The following is a 14267-nucleotide window of genomic DNA, read 5'->3' as shown; positions in this document are numbered from 1 at the left end:
CCCCGCTACGCCCGCGGAAAGCGAAGCGCCTGGAGCGCAAATCAACAAACAAATTAACAAAGACATAAAAAAGACTGCCGGCAAACCCAAGTTTTTCGAATTTGTCGACAGTCTGACTCAAACCAATCGTAATGGTTTGAGTTTTTCTATTTTACATAAAATTATTGTTTAAGGTAATTTACGAGCATCATTGTAATCATGCCCATATCCCCAATATTGATAAATAATTGGTTTTTCAGATGTGTAAGGGAAGTTTTTCCACAACGAAGCTCCACAGGGACGGTTCTCATGGTATATCATTTGGTTAGTACCATTCCATTGAAAAAGGGTCAGGCCCCCACTACAATAATGCTTAACGTAGTGGGGACCTGGCCCTTTTGTTACTTTATACTCTGGATTGGAGACGGAAAACCAATGCTAAAGTAACCTCTCTTAAAACTTAATTCTTCTTTACAAAGCTGCCTTATATTTAACGATGAGGACATTATTAAATGAAGGGTGTCTTCAAATATATTTTAATCATTGTCCCCAGCTAATAATAGATTAACTGTAATAGAAAGCATATCTCTTAAAGGTTCGAAGGCATTGTCAACATCTAGACGTTCCGTCCATTTATGAGCATCCTTTCCAACAGGTCCTAGGTTGAGTACAGGAATATTTAGACTCTCTAATACATCTAAAGGAACACTTACTGCACAAAAAACTAGAATAAATGTACCAATGAATTCCGTAAAGAATGCGTTAAGATAAGTTTTTTTGTAGGAAGGTACTAATCCAAAACAGCCTAGCACTTCCATATCATCTTCTGTATCATCCATAAAAGGTTTATACATTATCCAAACAATCATTGCACCAATAAATGCACCAATGAGTTGTTCTGTTATATAAGGAATAACTTTTTCCATAGGAAATAGATGATTAACTGCTAATGCAATGGTGTAAGCAGGGTTTATATGATTTCCACTAATTCCACCAAAGATAACTGCAGGAATCCAACAGCAAATCCCCAACCAGTAGCAATTTATAGTGCACTCCTTCTTGTCTAATGAATAAATCCATACGTTAGTTATCAATCATTTTTCGAACAATCTAAAGTATTATTATTTCGTATAGGTTTTATCTACCTTCATTGTTGTAATTAGCAATTGAACTGTAATGATTAACATTAAAATCAAAATTACAGCACTCATATAGTATTGAATATTAGGTTTATATCCATATTTACTGAATAGAAAAAAAGATAAGATCAACAAAAAAGATAAAAACAGCTCAAAAATTAATGTAATAATAAAAAATAGTACATAAGGAATAACAATCTCTTTGTGAGAAACGTGTTTTAAAGTTAATCCCTCCCAACATAAGTCTGCTAATTTATTTATTTTCCTCATTAGTACCACTCCTATTAATCCCAACTCAAATCAATTGCGTCAATTAAAGAATGTATAAATATGACCAATTATTTCCTTATTATTGGAAAAATAAACTATTATTTTCCATTTATTGTATTTGCGTTGGTTTTATGGTGGTACCTCAAATTTAAAAATAGGTATTAATACTGATCAATATTTTACTTCTAGAGCACTAGCACCATTACGCATTTTTGTATTGCTCTAAAGGAACTTTAAGCATAACAAAAAGGCTTCACGGGGAGCGAAACCTTTTTGTTAACAGAGTTCATATTATTCTAATCTTGATGTAAATTAAATATTCTAGCCTACTTTACTTTCTTCTATGGCATGTTGCCAACTTGGGTAGTAATACAAAGCACTCCGCATTAAATCAGGATAAAGTTGTTTTACCTCTTTTTTACGTAGCGAATTACCTTGGTTCTGTAACTTCTGGATCTGAGTAATGACTTCCTTTGATGTGAATGGAACATCCATTTTTCATTCCTCCCTTTCCAAGTTATCTTTACTATTTTCCCCTTTGGCTAACAATATAAAACCCGAAAACAAAACTTTACACCCAAGACTCCTTTTTTGTTCATAAAATATTGCTTTTTTTAGTGAGTTCAAGGAATCCTTATATTTCTTATTTTGCTTCATTCAGCAATTGTTGTCTTTTTTGTATACCTTGCTCCATTTTATCATTGAGCTGGGTAATGATCGAATCAATGGTTTTTTGATCTTTTTTGTTGATTGCTTCTTGCAGTTGCTGCTCCCAGTCCGTCTGTTTTTCTTTTACTTTTGCTAGGTCTTCTTTGTTAATTTGAATCATTTTTGCTCCAGGAAGTTTTTCCATTTCTTTCATGGCTTGCTTTTTTGTGATGGTTCCTGCTTTTACTTTATCCATAATCGCCTTCACTTGCTCTTTGTCTGCGCCGGAAATTTTTATACGAACACCTTTTTCTCCGCCATTAAGTTTCATAAGCTGTTGTTTCGCTTCCTGCTTCGATAGATTTCCATCTTTTACTTTCTCGATTATCTCTTTTGCTTCCGGCGAAGCTTCTATCTTTTTGTTAAATTTTACTCTTTTTCCAAACTCCACTTTCTTTCCAAGCTTTTCTCTCAATGAGCGCATTGTCTTTACATTGTTTTCATATTCTTGTTTTACAGCCGGGGAAGCGTATTGTAATGCTTTGTTCAATAACTCATCCATTTTATCGGATTTTTTATATACGATCTGTTCTTGTTTTGCTTTATCCGTATTTTCCTTGTCCGATTTGATTGCTGTTGCAGATGCAGCAGAACCAAGCAAAGCAAGTGTGATTGCCGGTACCAGTAAAGATGATTTAACTTTCATTAACCATTCCTCCTTTATTGTAGAAATGGCATTACCACTTCCCTATCTAATTTATCCACTTGGTGTGTACTTTCAGTGAAGGAAATATGAAAAAATTATGAAATGTCATCGTTATGCAGAATGTATTGGGGCTAAAATATCGAAAGTTATTAAAATGGGATTGGAAATACTATTGTAATATAAACGCCACGGACGTAAAGGATTTAACATCTCCCTGTTCTTTGTTTCAGACAATTCTATGTTACGATGATAAAAACTTAGCAACCAAAGAACGTGGAGGGTAAAAGAATGCTTAAAAGAATTATATCAATTATAGCAGTTGCTGTACTCTCAGTAACTGTAAGTGCTAATGTACAAGCTGCTACAGTAACAGTACAAAAAGGGGATACCCTTTGGGATCTATCACGCGCAAATAATACATCTTTAGAAAATATACAAAAGTTGAATCATCTTACTACGGACCTTATTCACCCTGGAGATGTACTAACCATTGCACCAGAAAAACATTATGATGTTAAGCAAGGTGATACACTATGGGATATAGCCATGGATTATCAGGTAACTGTTTCGCAACTTAAGGAATGGAACAAATTAACTACCGATCTCATCCATCCTGGATTAAATCTATTAATCTATGAAGGTTTAAATACGACTAATACTACTGTAACAGAAAAACAAACGAAGCCTGCTGCACAAACAGCATCAGCAAAACCTGCAGCGCAAGCACCAAGGGAAAGTGAACCCGCGGTAGAAGCTGCATCAACTACTAATACAAGTTCAAGGGAAATTACTGTGAAGGCTACAGCCTATACGGCTTCATGTGAGGGATGTTCCGGTACTACCGCTACTGGTATTAACCTTAAAGCAAACCCAAATGCAAAGGTCATCGCAGTTGACCCATCTGTTATTCCGCTTGGAAGTAAAGTTTATGTAGAAGGCTATGGAAATGCAATCGCTGGAGATACTGGCGGAGCCATTAAAGGAAATCGAATTGATATCTTTATTCCTTCTAATCAAGATGCGATCAATTTTGGAGTAAAACAATTAAAGGTAACAATATTAAACTAACATGCCAAAAACCAGACAATCCTGAGGATCTCTATTTACGTAAAAAACACTGCAACTCCCTTTATTTATCAAGGGGTTGCAGTGTTTTTTAAATTACCTTTTTTGATTCATCACCACATTTTGTGATTTAGCCAAATAATATGAAAACACTCGACATGATTCTTCTATAACCATTGATTTCTTTCATATCACAAACGTCATTAACGTAAAGTAAGCTAAAACTTGTAATTTTTCTTTAGAATAAAATAAATCAACAAAAAACCAGTATCCTCAAGTAACTCCACAGGGACGGTTCTCATGGCTTTTAATGATGTTAGTCCCGATCACAAGAATCATCCCCCATGAACTTTCTAAAATCAGATAAAACCAGTAGAACCGTCCCCATGGTCTCAAATATGTTTTTCAAAATTATTCCTCCACGGTACTTTACTTCAATGAATATAGCAAAATTCTAAAAAAATATTTGTTATTACACATAAAAACGAATCCAATAGAGAACGGATTCGTATCCCACAAAAAGCACTATTAGTCTAAAATATTAAATTTTTTTGTTTTATTTTTAGAGTAATAGACTATCCAGGCACACTTTCCTGGATTTACCTTGTTTATCCTAAAAAAACATATTTAGGGATTTTCTGTTGTTAATTTATCCAGTAATTATTGGTTTGTAGGAGAAGAAGTTCACTCCAGCACCAATCGATGAAATTACAAACTTCGACCATTTCCCTCAGGTTTTCCTTTCAATTAAACGTTTGATTAGAATGGCTGCATTCCTTGATAAATATGAATCACCCTTCTCCAAGGCATAAATAAATTGTTGAAAAATGGTCTTAAAATTGGAGAAAGAAACGGCCCAAATTACTTTTGTCACTAATCGACGCCGTTCGATTAAATTCTATTTAGGCTATACTATTCAAACGTTTAGTTAAAAAAGCAACAAGTACTGATTTATAAGTACTTCCCCTGCGAAGCAAGAATGAAATTTGTCGAGAACCGGAAGTAAATTCCGCAGGAAATAATCCAACTTTCCACAAAATCGGATAGGTTTCTATTAAACTTACAAAATTCTATAAATTGCCCGTCTTTTCCCCACTACACAAACGATTAATTAATAATGATCTCAGCACGCACCACTACTGACCTTATCCCATCAAACACCTAAAAAGTTAGTCGAGAGATGTCTTCAATTATGACTCTTTTAATAAGGAAACCCAGTTAGCTGCTGAACTAGAAATTTGTGCCTATACCCAGCATAGCTGCGATTAGCTAGTTTCCACTAGTGTCATAGTTTTCGGCATGAATGTTAAAAATTAAGTAAGCGGAGAACGGCAATCCTTTCAGGATTAGAAGCCTACAAAATAAAAAAGGAACAAGGTTTTTATTTCACCTTATTCCCTTTCTTTAAATTAGATTATTCAACTGTGATTTTCCTCACTCTTCCGAAATTTAACATAGTGATCCAACTTTCTTTAAAGGAGTTATTCCACAATTTGGCCCTAAACATAAAGAAAAAGCACAATTCTTGCTGCAGAATTGCGCCCTTTAATGGAATAAGCATTCAGCTATATTAGCTGGTTGTGGAATAAAAACTCAGTTAGTTCTAAAGAAGTTCAATGTTTCTCTAAATGTATTTTGTGCTGATTCTACATTGTATTTAGGTGAGTATGGATCACTAAATCCGTGTTCACCCTTACATATATGTATATCTATATTCTGTTTATCTAAAGTTGAAATTAGTTCATCAACATTAAACGATTTTTCTACTTCCGGGAAAAATAGCATTGTTGAACATTTTGGAGATATATTTACAAAGTCTCTAATACGTGAACCATAGTATCCGACAATCCCATCGACATATTCCTCTTCACTACACATCCATGCAACAGTTGCCCCTACACTAAATCCAATGACAAATATTTTTGAGTATTCATCTTTAATATCAGATAATATATTTTTTACTTTATGTAATGCATTAATGAAAGCAACATTATCAATAAAATTGCGGTAAGCTTTTTCTTCTTGAGAATAGCTAAAAGGGATTTCTTGTTCTAATAAATTTGGACAAATAACATCAAAATATTGTTCTGATAATAATTCACATAAATCTGTTATATGTTGGTTAATTCCATATATTTCGTGTACTACAATGATTACTTTATCGGAATTTTTATGGATTTTGATCACCTTATACAACCCCTGTAATGATTTTCATATTGTTTAATTAATACAATATTATATTGTTTCTACCAATTTGCTCATTTGTTAAATACCAAAGGCGATGCCCCTTATATAAGCATCGCGCCCTTTAACGGAGTAAAGATACTCATAATAATTTAGACATATAATACTCATTAAAAGGCGTTCCATCAATCATAAGTGAATTTCTCTTCGTACCTTCAATTTCAAATCCACTTTTCTTATATAGAGCTACACCTGAGTCATTTTGTGTTACCACAGTAAGTTCTAATCGTGAAATATTATGATTTATTGCCCACTCTTCTAAACATTGAAATAAAGCTGTTCCTATCCCTTGCCCTCTGTATTCTTCTAAAATACCAATAACAAGATACGCAGAGTGCTTTGTTCTCTTAAAATAAGGTTCTTTTATCTTCATGGACCATTTTTGTTCGCAGAAATGAATTAAATTCGGCAAATTTTGTAACCAGGCTTCCCCCTGTTCTTTAAAGTATAAACGCACTGACTGAACAAAGTGCTTTGGTAGATCCATAATGTCCTCCTTTTTAACATGTGTAACGTATTATAGTTCGTGTAGTCACTTTAATTCCATCTAATATTTGAATAATTCCATACCACATCAATTAATTCAATTTACTTCCTAAAAAACCTTCCATTCTTTTGAAATGCCGTCCTAAATTAAAAAGACGGAGTCCTTATTAAAGGAATGCGCCCGATAATTGAATAACGACCAATATGATGCTTTTTACCACCATCCTTCTCCATCGTTATATGAAACCTGAACAACTTGTTGTTCACCATTTTTTTCAAAAAACTTATAAATCTTCATTCCGATTTTTTCTGCAACTTTTTGTGAAGGGATATTTTTTAGAGTCGTATAAGAAAATATTTTCGGGTATTTCAAGACGTTAAATGCATAATCCTTACAAGCAGAAGCAGCTTCCGTTGCATATCCTTTATTCCAATATTCTTTAATAATGTGGAAACCAATTTCCGGTAATGTTTTACCTTCGATTTTTTGCATCGTTATCCCACAATCGCCAATAAATATATCACCTTCTTTTAAAATCACTGCCCACAGTCCATGGTTATATCTCTTATAATTCTCCATATTCCAATGTATCCAGTTTTTCACTTTCTCTTCGTTAAAAGGATGAGGATAGTATTGCATGGATTCCGGATCAGAGAGCACTCTCGATAATTCGTTTTTATCATCCATTACCAACTGCCTAAGGTATAATCGTTCCATCTGGATTACCTTCAAAATGATTCCCCCATCTTTTGAGTAGTTAATTTCTTTTATTCGATTAAATGGCCCTATAAAGAAAAAGCACAATTCTTGCTGCAGAATTGCGCCCTTTAATGGAACAATTTTATTGTCACTCAACAGTTCCTTAATTCATCTTTTAATTCAGATATTCTTTTTTCCTTTCACTATAAAAATGCCCCTTTAGATAACCATATCCAAAGGCAAAACATCGCGACTTTTATCAAAACTTTGTGTCTTTTTTATAAACATCGTGACTTTATTTCAAATCCACAGTTGACAGCTCTGAATTGGCGCTGTTTTTAAAAGAAACCTTGCCTTTTCACGGGAGGATTCTGTCTAATTTTGGATAATCAACACTCGTGATATTTTATTAACATTAAATTTTTTTAGTTATTTATAGTAAATATATACCATTTTATGGATTTTATGTTGATTAGATTCCATTATTGAAGTATGATAGTATAAAGTTTTCCTTCGTGCAACATTTTAATATTAGGTGAAAATATTTGTCTATATCAAAGTCGAAACTCTATTCAAACTAACTATATTTTAAGGTACAGTCAATGAATTCATGCTTCTTTTATTTATTGTGTTCCCCTATTATTTATATAAAAAAGAATGAGAAGCAGCCTGGGACTGTTTCTCATTCTTTTTTTGATGAGTGCAACTTTTATTTCATTTGCATTTCTGCAATCATGTCTTCTAAACGTTCTTTTTGTGCTACCAAATCTTCTACAGAAGGTTGATATGAACTAGCTCCTTGTGCTCCTCTGAATGGTTGATTAGGTTGGACAAGGCGTTGCAGTTGACCTCCGTTTTGCTCATACAAACGGTATCCTACTGCTCCTACAACTGTTCCTGATACAAAACCCATTAAAAAATCTCGATTAATCATTGTATTATTCCCCCATTTTGTTAGTTATATATCAATTCATACAGCTATGTATGAATATAATATCTAGGTTATCTGTTGAAATCTTTGTATTTGAAAATTTCTTGTTTCATGTAAGAGCTCTAATACGTTTACAATCCATGTAATCATTGCTACATAGAGCATATTAGAAGACCCTAGAGATAGTAGACTTAATATACCTGTCAATACATCTGGATGTCTGATTTTATTTATCGTTCCATGAGAAAGTACGGTGTAACCGGTAGCAGCAACTGCTCCATAGACCAAAATATCAGGCTTGTGAAAAGATGACTTTCTTATGCCTGCTAACAATAATAATCCACCAGAAAATAATGCACGCAACCAGTCACTTCGGGTTGCTGGATGCATATGAATCATAATATCATCCAATGGATCTAATCTTGTTTGTTGAAAAAATATTGACACATATAGACAAATGATATTACGAGAGATAGATAATGATTCATATTCAATCAGCATTGTATGAATAAGTGGCTGTATTCTGACAAATGATACTCCTTTAAGAGAAGAGAATAGTTGTTCAATTTCCTTAAAATTCATCCTGTCTCGTAAGGATGGAATCTGTAATCGAAGACGACCAGGAATATCATGCAGAATATAGAATTTGGGATTCATTCGATTCACTTCCTACCCATAAGATACGTGCACTATTGAATACTACACCGATTGTTGCTGCATTATGAATGGCTGCCCCAACAATTGGGGAGAAGATACCTAGAGCACCAAATATGATAGCTATTCCATTGATCACAAACGTTGCGATAAAGTTCTGTTTAATAATGTTCATTGTTTTCTTAGAAAGTCCTACTAACTCAGAAAGCATTTGTGGATTATCCGATGTAACAATAATGTCACTGGCTTCTGATGCAATATCTGTTCGTTTTGCTCCCATCGTAACTCCTATATTAGCATGAGCCAGTGCTAGTGCATCATTTACTCCATCGCCTACCATCATAACCGAACCTCTTCTTCCATACCTTTTTACATAGTTAGCTTTTTCTTCTGGAAGAGCCTCAGCATGATACCAATTTAACTGAAGGAGTTGAGCTATTTCTTTTGCTACTGTTCGCTTATCTCCTGTTAGCATGATGATGTCATCAATGCCTTGCTTACGTAGATGGCGAACTGCACGGTGCATACCGGATCGAATTTTATCAAAAATACTCACTACACCTACTAATGTCTGATCATAGGCTACGTAAATCACATTTTCGTCTTTCTCTAACTTATGTAGAAATTCATTCATTTTGATTTTTAACTCATTCATAAAACGAAGACTTCCTACTACAATCTGTTTGCCATCTAAAAATGTAGAAATTCCTTTCCCAACCACTGTATGAACCTTTGCATCATTATCCCGTATCGGAACTTGAATGTTCCATTCATTCGCTTGTTTGACAATAGCGTCTGCAATAGGATGTGAAGAATTTTTTTCTGCTATAGCAGCGAGACGAATGACATCTTCTCTTTGATATCCTTCAGATGCAATAACATGTTGGACTACGGGCATTCCTTCTGTAATCGTACCAGTTTTATCTAGGATAACTGTATTTATTTTGGCCATTTCCTCAATGTAATGACTTCCTTTTACAATAGCTCCTTCTTTCGCAGCTCTCCCAATAGACGCATAAAGTGCTGTAGCTGTAGACAATTTAATTCCACAGATAAAGTCAATAACGAGCATATTCATCGCTCGACTTACATTATGTGTTAATAAAAATGTCAATAAAGCTAAACCAAATGAAACAGGTACCATTTTTTCAGCTAGAGAATCTGCAATGTTTTGAATTGGCGCCTTCTTTTCTTGTGCTTCTTCTAATAGTTTCACAATCCGAGAAAGTGCGGTATCTTCTCCTACCTTCTCTACCATTACCTTAACATGACCACTTTGGAGAACACTACCTGCATAAACATAATCGTTTTCTTTCAATTCCTTTGGCATATATTCACCTGTAATAGATGACTCATCGACTGTACCGTGTCCATCAATTACAATTCCATCAATAGGTATTTTTTCTCCAGTAAAGACAACTACCCGGTCACCTACTTGTACCTCTTGTAATAAAACTTTTTCTTCAATTTCTTGCGCATTTACTTTCCAAGCGTATGGAGTATCTAGTTCTAAAACAGAATGAATATACTGTTTTGTTTGTTGAGATGTATACTCTGTCAGTAATTCACTAATAGTTGACATGATGGTAATAACCAAGGCAGAACCAGGGTTTCCTATATATAGGGAAGCAAAGATAGAAGCTGCAGTTAACGTATTGGCAGTTGCTTTTTTCTCTTTAAACAAATGGAAAAATCCATCTTTTATGACTCCCGATGATGTTACAATAGCCGTTACCATCGCTCCCCAATGAAAGGCAGTTTTCCAAGCGAACGACAGAGGAATTTTCTGTACATACCAGTTTGCAACAAACATAGCCGTACAAGCAACGATGGGAGCCATTTGTGTCCATGTAAAAGGCAACCATTGCTTCTTAGGCTGTTGTTTTAAAGAAGATAAGGCAAATTTCTTTAGGTTCTGTGAAGAGGTTGTGAAGTCATGATAAACTAGAACGCTTCCTGTTAGCTTTGTATAAATAGCTGAATATACGCCTGGAAAAGAGCGAAAGTAACATTCAATAAGACTATGATTTTTAACTCCTGATAAGTGAAATCGTGTTCTACCAGGTAAAGAATGTGAAATTCGCAATCCATTTATCATCCAATATGTCACTCCCCTTTATTCTTAATAATGGTATATGACCAATATAGTAAACTCGCTGAAAATGCAGGAGCATTACCAAAGGATTGGATGCCTTTACCTAACAAAAATAAAACAAAGAGACTGTCAAAATCAGCAAATCCATTGGTTTGCTTTTTTATGCCTTTGTCTACAAAATCTAATGTATTCTTCATACCACTTATCATCACAGCACTTTTATGTAAGATAGCATCTGATGCAATTTGTACAATGTTGGTCATCACTTCATCCAGTTCATCTTGACTAATATGAGGCACAACAAATTGAATAATAAGGCTTCCGGTTATGGCCGATGCTTTGGATGTTAGTATAAGAGGATGATTCTGTACGTGTTTACTTAAAGCTTCTGCTACAATAGGATGTTTCCAAGTATCGCATTGTAAACGTATCCTACCAGGCATAGCATGTAGTATTTTTATTTTTTGATCTCGGAACTGGGACATAATTTTAGGTGCTATTAAAGAAGCTCCAATTCCTACAATAGTAGGTATCACTGTTCAACTCTCCTTATGGTGAATTCTTTCTGATAAACTTCATCTACTATATAAAACCATGATTCTAGTTCCCTCACATCGGTTACATAGGAGGCATCATATTTAATAAGTAAGCTACCTGTTGATTCTGTAAACTGTACATCATACACTAAAATCTGCTCTTTCAATTTTGCTATAATTTTATTTATTAATAAGACGTTCTGTTTCCATATAGGGGATTGGAGGCGAATACGTCCAGGGATAAAATGCATAAGCTTAATATCATATTTACCTAGCTTTCTTTCCACATGTTTAAGCATTATTTTTTCTGTTATTTTACCAATCATGTTAAATACCACCAACTTAATTCAATATTTTACCAATATAAATTCTCTAAGACAATAAGTTATTAAAGATATTGTAAAACCATTTTATTATAAATATTTATTCTTAATAAATACCCTTGTTCCAACTGCCCTTTAATTGAGCTACTAATATTTTCTTGTAACCACAAACCCTTCATTATTCCGTTAAAAAGACGCTTTCCTTGTTCTGAAAAAGCAACCTTTTCTTAAATAAACAAAAAGCTGATATTAACTGGTATTGTTCAATTAAAAATCCTCAACTGTTAGTGATCAAGGATTGTAATCATTCTTGTCCCTTGTAGTAGAGGACCGGCGGTCATGCCGGTGCCCTACGACTTTTTGGCGAGTATTGGATCGAGAAACTTAATTCATTGGGCTTCCTCGTCGGCCGAGGGGCCGTAGATGCCCGGCACCGGAATATCGAGAAGCCGCAAATAAACCCCGAGCTGCGCCCGGTGATGAACCATGTGGCTTAATCCGAAGGTGCGGAGCGCGATCGCCCGCGGCTCTCGGAGGATGATATGGTCGCCGTGGCGCAGCGTCCATTCCTCGCCGAGCGTTTTCTCTTCGCATTCGGAAAGCAGCTTTTCCAACTTGCCGACGTTTGCGTCGAACTCCTCCAGAACGTCAGCGCGTTTTTCCAAAGGCTCGCGCATCAGGTGCGTGGCCAGCCCGCCGAGCGTCATCGATTTCTCGTGCGGCTTCCACGACATATGCTCCTCGGGCAAGCGTTCCAGAATGCGGCGCGTAGTGGCCAGTTCATGCGTTGCGTCGCCGACGATCAGTTTTTTGACCATAAATTCCTCTCCTCCCTTATTGGGTATTGTAAAAGCAATTAACTTATTCTAGCTGGTAATGTTAAATATCATAGAAGAGTCAGATCATTTTAGATCAACAATTGTTGATTAAAGCTATCCGTTAGCTGAAAGAAAGTGCTGTGTAAACAGATCTCGTTCTCAACAAACGTCACCTTTTTGAAGAAAAAATGGATTACTCATCTCTTACCTATTTCTGATGAATCACATTATCAGAATACCAATAAAAAGCATAATCAGTCATAACTGAAGAATCATCCAATTGATGCAACATAGCTGAAATATTCCCTCTATGATAGGTTCCATGATTCACAACATGTAAGATCATTTCAGATAGACTTGTTTCTCTTAAACTTGCCCATGGATTATCCAACATTATTCTCTTTTCTATATCCTCCTGACTTTCCAAAAAAGATTTAAACCGAGTTGATAAAGTGTGGAATTCCATTTCTAAGTCTTCAATGGGCAGTTTCTCTATCTTTTCTTGAAGTTGTAATGAAGATTGCATTGCTTCGTTCATATTCTGACCTTCGAGGATATTAAGCCATCCATAGTCCACTAAATAGATATGTGACAAAACCTTTGAAACAGAAGAAAAGACACTTTTCATTTCCTTTTGATATTTCTCAGGAGAAAGTGTCTTAAGATGATCAATAATCCGTTGATTTGCCCATACATGATAGTTATATAGATTTTCTACATGATTAACCATACAATCGCCTCCTTATCATCACATTTTTTAATATTCCTTATCAGAATGAATTATTCCTTTAAATATTATTACTTATCTGATGAGATCTTCAACTAAATGGCCCTTTACATAAAGAAAGAGCACAATTCTTGCTGCAGAATTGCGCCCTATTCTTGAATAAGAAATATGAATAATTCAATTAAATAATGATTTGTAGGAACATCGCCACCATCCTTCATAACCAATAGAGGTTTTATATTTTCAGGGACTCAAAGGAATTTTATTCACCTATTTACAAACCGACCTTCGGTATGTAAAAACACAATTTAAACTTAGAGGAACCGCATACTAATAAATTAGGAGGAAATTAATTGGATCGGGAATCAAAACGACAACAAACAAAACAGTTGCTTTTGGATGTAACCAAGGAATTGGTCCACGAAAAAGGTTGTAGTAAAATGACCTTAAGCAACATTATGGAACGTACTGGGCTTTCTAAAGGAGCTATTTACCATTATGTAAAGAGCAAGGATGAACTTCTGGCTATGGTGTTACAGGAAAGGATTGAAGATATCAACGATCGCTTCTTTTCCGAAGTAGAAAAGGGAAATAAGGAACTGGAGGGACCACTGAAAGAAATCCTTCAAAATTTACCTACCCTGCAAGATCCGCAAGATGCAACCAATCAAATCTTTATTTATTTGTTAGGACAGAACGATGAAGCTGTTCGCCATGTAATTCGCCAATTTTACGATCAGGCAGTCACGCTGTCCAAACAGTGGATTGTAGTCGGTCAGCAGAACGGGGTCATTCCTTTGTCAGTGAATACGGATAAGACAGCTGAATTATTTATTTTGCTTTCGCACGGACTACGTATACGAAGTGCCATTTCGACAGATTCATACGCATTCAATACAGACGATTTCTCGACATTAATAACCGACATTCTCCGTTAAAATAAAGA

Annotated in this window: 16 protein-coding genes; 2 read left to right on the top strand and 14 right to left on the bottom strand. The window is 35.1% G+C overall.

The features are described 5' to 3' along the window. Positions 1-515: 515 nt before the first annotated feature. From J7E67_RS25460 to J7E67_RS25445, 4 genes are all read right to left on the bottom strand, one after another. A complete protein-coding gene (locus J7E67_RS25460; protein ID WP_251026998.1) occupies positions 516-1010 on the bottom strand; it encodes an MIP/aquaporin family protein in 495 nt (164 codons plus the stop codon). A gap of 90 nt (positions 1011-1100) precedes the next feature. After that, positions 1101-1388 (bottom strand): hypothetical protein, encoded by a 288-nt coding sequence (locus tag J7E67_RS25455; RefSeq protein WP_214733059.1) that lies wholly within the window; start codon positions 1386-1388, stop codon positions 1101-1103. A gap of 321 nt (positions 1389-1709) precedes the next feature. Continuing rightward, positions 1710-1883, bottom strand: coding sequence for a hypothetical protein (locus J7E67_RS25450; RefSeq protein WP_214713086.1), 174 nt, complete (start codon positions 1881-1883; stop codon positions 1710-1712). Positions 1884-2031: 148 nt separating this feature from the next. Continuing rightward, complete coding sequence (locus J7E67_RS25445) at positions 2032-2742, bottom strand: hypothetical protein (RefSeq protein WP_214713087.1); 711 nt, start codon at positions 2740-2742, stop codon at positions 2032-2034. Positions 2743-3030: 288 nt separating this feature from the next. Here J7E67_RS25445 and J7E67_RS25440 point away from each other — a divergent pair, with 288 nt between their 5' ends. Further along, positions 3031-3810 (top strand): LysM peptidoglycan-binding and 3D domain-containing protein, encoded by a 780-nt coding sequence (locus tag J7E67_RS25440; protein WP_214733058.1) that lies wholly within the window; start codon positions 3031-3033, stop codon positions 3808-3810. A 1590-nt stretch (positions 3811-5400) separates the two neighbouring features. Here the strand turns inward: J7E67_RS25440 and J7E67_RS25435 are convergent. The 10 genes from J7E67_RS25435 to J7E67_RS25390 form a co-directional block, all read right to left on the bottom strand. Next, positions 5401-5994 carry a dienelactone hydrolase family protein gene (locus tag J7E67_RS25435; RefSeq protein ID WP_214713089.1) on the bottom strand — a complete coding sequence of 198 codons (594 nt, stop codon included), beginning with the start codon at positions 5992-5994 and terminating at the stop codon, positions 5401-5403. A 139-nt stretch (positions 5995-6133) separates the two neighbouring features. After that, on the bottom strand, positions 6134-6538 hold the full coding sequence (locus tag J7E67_RS25430) for a GNAT family N-acetyltransferase (protein WP_214733057.1): 405 nt from the start codon (positions 6536-6538) through the stop codon (positions 6134-6136). A gap of 213 nt (positions 6539-6751) precedes the next feature. Then, positions 6752-7270, bottom strand: a complete 519-nt coding sequence (locus J7E67_RS25425; protein WP_214733056.1) for a GNAT family N-acetyltransferase — start codon at positions 7268-7270, stop codon at positions 6752-6754. A 676-nt stretch (positions 7271-7946) separates the two neighbouring features. Continuing rightward, positions 7947-8171 (bottom strand): hypothetical protein, encoded by a 225-nt coding sequence (locus J7E67_RS25420; RefSeq protein ID WP_214733055.1) that lies wholly within the window; start codon positions 8169-8171, stop codon positions 7947-7949. Between the two features lie 63 nt (positions 8172-8234). Continuing rightward, positions 8235-8825, bottom strand: coding sequence for an HMA2 domain-containing protein (locus tag J7E67_RS25415; RefSeq protein ID WP_214713092.1), 591 nt, complete (start codon positions 8823-8825; stop codon positions 8235-8237). After that, positions 8797-10920, bottom strand: a complete 2124-nt coding sequence (locus J7E67_RS25410; protein ID WP_214733054.1) for a heavy metal translocating P-type ATPase — start codon at positions 10918-10920, stop codon at positions 8797-8799. The genes J7E67_RS25415 and J7E67_RS25410 overlap by 29 nt, the downstream gene beginning before the upstream one ends. Before the next feature lie 8 nt (positions 10921-10928). Next, positions 10929-11453, bottom strand: a complete 525-nt coding sequence (locus tag J7E67_RS25405) for an HMA2 domain-containing protein (RefSeq protein WP_214713094.1) — start codon at positions 11451-11453, stop codon at positions 10929-10931. Next, positions 11450-11779, bottom strand: coding sequence for an HMA2 domain-containing protein (locus tag J7E67_RS25400; RefSeq protein WP_214713095.1), 330 nt, complete (start codon positions 11777-11779; stop codon positions 11450-11452). The genes J7E67_RS25405 and J7E67_RS25400 overlap by 4 nt, the downstream gene beginning before the upstream one ends. A 386-nt stretch (positions 11780-12165) precedes the next feature. Continuing rightward, positions 12166-12594, bottom strand: a complete 429-nt coding sequence (locus J7E67_RS25395) for a DinB family protein (RefSeq protein ID WP_214733053.1) — start codon at positions 12592-12594, stop codon at positions 12166-12168. Positions 12595-12802: 208 nt separating this feature from the next. After that, complete coding sequence (locus J7E67_RS25390; RefSeq protein WP_214733052.1) at positions 12803-13324, bottom strand: DinB family protein; 522 nt, start codon at positions 13322-13324, stop codon at positions 12803-12805. Positions 13325-13674: 350 nt separating this feature from the next. On the opposite strand from J7E67_RS25390, the gene J7E67_RS25385 reads away from it, so the two are divergent. After that, a complete protein-coding gene (locus J7E67_RS25385; RefSeq protein WP_214733051.1) occupies positions 13675-14259 on the top strand; it encodes a TetR/AcrR family transcriptional regulator in 585 nt (194 codons plus the stop codon). The last annotated feature ends 8 nt before the right edge of the window (positions 14260-14267 follow it).

This window comes from Bacillus sp. ISL-46 (assembly GCF_018613205.1).
The sequence above is the reverse complement of the archived record's forward strand: the minus strand, read 5'-3'. Positions and strand labels throughout refer to the sequence as shown.

Excerpts from the sequence above, each read along its gene's own strand:
- J7E67_RS25455 (WP_214733059.1), bottom strand. The coding sequence starts at position 1,388 with ATGAGGAAAATAAATAAATTAGCAGACTTATGTTGGGAGGGATTAACT.
- J7E67_RS25450 (WP_214713086.1), bottom strand. The coding sequence starts at position 1,883 with ATGGATGTTCCATTCACATCAAAGGAAGTCATTACTCAGATCCAGAAG.
- J7E67_RS25445 (WP_214713087.1), bottom strand. The coding sequence starts at position 2,742 with ATGAAAGTTAAATCATCTTTACTGGTACCGGCAATCACACTTGCTTTG.
- J7E67_RS25440 (WP_214733058.1), top strand. The coding sequence starts at position 3,031 with ATGCTTAAAAGAATTATATCAATTATAGCAGTTGCTGTACTCTCAGTA.
- J7E67_RS25430 (WP_214733057.1), bottom strand. The coding sequence starts at position 6,538 with ATGGATCTACCAAAGCACTTTGTTCAGTCAGTGCGTTTATACTTTAAA.
- J7E67_RS25420 (WP_214733055.1), bottom strand. The coding sequence starts at position 8,171 with ATGATTAATCGAGATTTTTTAATGGGTTTTGTATCAGGAACAGTTGTA.
- J7E67_RS25415 (WP_214713092.1), bottom strand. The coding sequence starts at position 8,825 with ATGAATCCCAAATTCTATATTCTGCATGATATTCCTGGTCGTCTTCGA.
- J7E67_RS25410 (WP_214733054.1), bottom strand. The coding sequence starts at position 10,920 with ATGATAAATGGATTGCGAATTTCACATTCTTTACCTGGTAGAACACGA.
- J7E67_RS25400 (WP_214713095.1), bottom strand. The coding sequence starts at position 11,779 with ATGATTGGTAAAATAACAGAAAAAATAATGCTTAAACATGTGGAAAGA.
- J7E67_RS25395 (WP_214733053.1), bottom strand. The coding sequence starts at position 12,594 with ATGGTCAAAAAACTGATCGTCGGCGACGCAACGCATGAACTGGCCACT.
- J7E67_RS25390 (WP_214733052.1), bottom strand. The coding sequence starts at position 13,324 with ATGGTTAATCATGTAGAAAATCTATATAACTATCATGTATGGGCAAAT.